Source organism: Staphylococcus sp. GDY8P131P (assembly GCF_017891975.1).
GTDB lineage: Bacteria > Bacillota > Bacilli > Staphylococcales > Staphylococcaceae > Staphylococcus > Staphylococcus nepalensis.
In genome coordinates this window covers 1-3,458 of the sequence record NZ_JAESKF010000033.1, presented here as the reverse complement: position 1 = coordinate 3,458, position 3,458 = coordinate 1, and the positions used below count along the sequence as shown (strand labels likewise).

General features: G+C 29.1%; 5 protein-coding genes. 1 reads left to right on the top strand and 4 read right to left on the bottom strand.

All coding sequences use genetic code 11. From position 1 onward, the window contains the following. On the top strand, positions 1 to 730 hold a 730-nt coding region (locus KA894_RS14385), incomplete at its 5' end, for a zinc-binding dehydrogenase (RefSeq protein ID WP_204174378.1). A 133-nt stretch (positions 731 to 863) separates the two neighbouring features. Here the strand turns inward: KA894_RS14385 and KA894_RS14380 are convergent. The 4 genes from KA894_RS14380 to KA894_RS14365 all read right to left on the bottom strand — a co-directional run bounded on the left by KA894_RS14380 (position 864) and on the right by KA894_RS14365 (position 3,368). Next, positions 864 to 1,238, bottom strand: coding sequence for a hypothetical protein (locus KA894_RS14380; protein WP_011867723.1), 375 nt, complete (start codon positions 1,236 to 1,238; stop codon positions 864 to 866). A 7-nt stretch (positions 1,239 to 1,245) separates the two neighbouring features. Continuing rightward, entirely contained in the window at positions 1,246 to 1,770 is a 525-nt protein-coding gene (locus tag KA894_RS14375; protein WP_011867724.1) for an acyl-CoA thioesterase, read from the bottom strand. A gap of 110 nt (positions 1,771 to 1,880) precedes the next feature. Beyond that, a complete protein-coding gene (cidR, locus tag KA894_RS14370) occupies positions 1,881 to 2,768 on the bottom strand; it encodes a cidABC operon transcriptional activator CidR (protein WP_070039664.1) in 888 nt (295 codons plus the stop codon). Between the two features lie 48 nt (positions 2,769 to 2,816). Then, positions 2,817 to 3,368, bottom strand: a complete 552-nt coding sequence (locus KA894_RS14365) for a recombinase family protein (RefSeq protein ID WP_011304040.1) — start codon at positions 3,366 to 3,368, stop codon at positions 2,817 to 2,819. Positions 3,369 to 3,458: the final 90 nt, after the last annotated feature.

The following is a 3,458-nucleotide window of genomic DNA, read 5'->3' as shown; positions in this document are numbered from 1 at the left end:
AGAAGAAAATATTGATCTTTATGATGGTTATTCATTTATAGGTTTAGGTTCTGATGGTGGATTTGCAGAATTTACAAATGCCCCAGAAGAGAACGTTTATAAGTTACCAGATAACGTTTCTGATAAAGAAGGCGCTCTTGTAGAGCCAACAGCTGTTGCAGTTCAAGCAATTAAAGAAGGTGAAGTTCTATTTGGCGATACTGTTGCTATTTTTGGTGCAGGTCCAATCGGTTTATTAACAGTCATAGCAGCTAAAGCTGCAGGTGCAAGTAAGATATTTGTTTTTGATTTATCAGAAGAAAGATTGAATAAAGCTAAAGCGATTGGTGCTACTCATACTATAAATTCCGGTGAATCAGATCCAAGTGATGTTATTAATAAACATACAGATAATGGAGTTGATGTAGCATTTGAGGTAGCTGGTGTAGCGCCAACACTTAAATCTGCAATAGATGTTACTAAAGCAAGAGGTATTGTTGTTATAGTTTCTATATTCGGCCATCCTATTGAATGGAATCCAATGCAATTAACAAATACAGGTGTAAAGCTCACTTCGACAATTGCTTATACACCTACTACATTTCAACAAACAATAGATTTAATTAATGAAGGTAATTTAAAAGTTAAAGATGTCGTTACTGATGAGATAGAGTTAGATGATATTGTGGAGTCAGGATTTAAACAGCTTGTAAACGATAAATCACAAGCAAAAATTCTCGTTAAGTTATAAAAGCTAATAAAAGAGCCACTCTAAAAAATCAGAGCGGCTCTTTTATTAGCCAAAATATAGTTTCATTTAGTCAAATAATTTGTGAATTTTTATAATTTTTTAGTCTAAGCATTCTTAATGAATTTATTATTTATTATTTAATAATTGTATTATTAAATACAAAACCAGGTTCGGCACCTAAAATGATAAGAAATATTTGTGAGTAGTCCACATTTTGGAATTTTAATATCATATCTTTAAAAAACACAAAATTAGTATCTTTTTTAACTTTTGCAACTTCTTGTTCATATAATTTCAAAACAGATTCTCTTATTAAAGTTGGTCTCTCATTTTGAATATTTTCACGGTTATCTGAAAACATAAGTACTCCTAAATATTTATAATGGATACTTAATTGTCTTGTCAAACTAGCTATATATTCTAACTTTTCATACATACTAGGAAATTCGTTTCTTAGTTTTTTCAAATCTAACTTAATTTGGTTTAATTCTTCCATTTCATTAATCATTTTATCACTACTCCAATTCCCATGGCTTATTAATATCAAGAGAGTCAATTATATTTTTAGTTTGTGATCGTTTAATTTTTCGCATTTTAGCTCTTTCTTCGCCATCCATAAATAATAATTTTTCTTCTTTGGACTGAGGAGAGATTTTGGGTATTTTAATTGGTTTTTTATTTTCATCCAAAGCTACAAAAGTAAGAAAAGCTACAGCAGCAATTTTTCTTTCTGCAGTAATCATATCTTCTGAAATGACTTTACAAAATATTTCCATAGATTTTTCTCCTGTATAAACTACATAAGATTCTATACAAACGGAATCAGATTGGGTGATTGGATATAAAAATTCTACTGAATCTGTAGAAGCTGTAACACATTCTTTAACTCTTGCATGTCTTCTAGCTGATAGCGTTGCGTTATTATCAATTTTTTTCATTAATACCCCCCCAAACAGTGTATTATAATTGTTTAAATCATTAATTAATACTTGATCCGTACTGACAATTTTACTATCTCTAGGAAATTTATAATTTTCCATAAAAAACTCCCGTTTCTATAATATTTTACATTCTAATTATAGAGCGAGAGTGTATAAATATAAAATATCCTTTTTTTATATAGCTATAAATTTCTCAAATGCTTTTATATTTAATAGTTAATTAAGAAGTTTTCTTGGAGAAATTTAATCCAATTTTTTGTTAAAGAATCAACTATAATATCTTTTCTCCAAATAATACCAAGTTCCCATTTCATGGAAGGTTCATTAATATCGATGGCTTGTAAATTATTATCTAATAAGCCTAGTATTCCTTCGGGTAATATACATATCCCTAGATTATTTAATAACATTTCTTCTATGAAGCTCCATTGGGTGGTTTCAAAAATTATATTAGGATTAAAGCCATAATTTCTACATGTATTTTTGATTTTATCGTTTAAATAGAAATCAGAATTGAATAAAATAAATTCTTGTTCTTGTAAATCTTCAATATCAATCTTTGTTTTTTTAGATAATGCATGATTTTTATGAACGACCAGTTTTAATTTTTCTTCTGAAAAAGAGAATATATCAAAGTTTTTATTATTTGTAGGAAGTACAGTAATTCCCATGTCCAAATCGCCATAATATACATCGTTTTCAATTTTTTTACTACCATTTTCAAAAAGTTGAAAAGTTATATTAGGATACATTTCATGAAATTCCGAAATTAAGCCAATTAATATTCTTATATTAATAATAGTAGGGATTCCAATTTTCAAATGTCCCTTTTTTAATTCTAATAAATTACTTAACTCATTAGGGATATTATCATACATTTTAAGCATTTCTTTACATTGGAAAAAGAAAGCTTCTCCTGCGTCAGTTAAGTATATTTGGTTTTTATACCTATTAAATAAATTTACATCTAATTCTTCTTCTAATAATTTAATTGTATTACTAATTGTGGGTTGTGTGATAAAAAGATTAGATGCTGCTTTGGTCATACTTTTTTGCTTTACGACTTCTACAAAATACTGCATATGTCTAAGTTCCAATAAATTTCCTCCCTTTTTATTATTTCTTCACGTTACCAGTTTTTTAAACTAATTATTTTTTATTATTCTGTATACCGTTGAACGACTAACATCTGTCTGTTTAGCAATCTCTTCCCCAGTTAGTTTTTGTTCATCGTATAAGAATTTGATTTCTCTTTTCTTATAATCTGGCAAAGAAGGACGGCCGCCTTTTCTCCCTCTTGCTCTCGCAGCTTCTAGACCTTTTTTCGTACGTTCACTTAATAAGTTAGCTTCAAGTTCTGCAAATGCACTCATCATTGTAAAAAACATTTTTCCCATCGCATCTTTGGTTGACACATTCATATCAATAATATGTAAATCAATGCCGTTTTCATCTAACCATTGAGACAGATCAATTAATTGTTTTGTTGTACGTCCAAGACGATCTAATTTATAGATAACTAGGATGTCTCCTTCACGTAAATAGTCTAAACACTTATCAAGTTCTGTTCTTTTCGTTTTGCGACCACTCACTTTTTCGCTAAAGATACGTTCACAACCATAGTCTTTAAGTGTATCAATTTGTCCATCAAGACTTTGATCTTGTGTTGATACACGTGCATAACCAATTTTAGCCATTTGAATACCACCTCTTACTAATTGTTTTATGGGTGCTTATACTTATTAATAAAATCTACTTCTCGATGCTGTCACTTTATTCGATATATG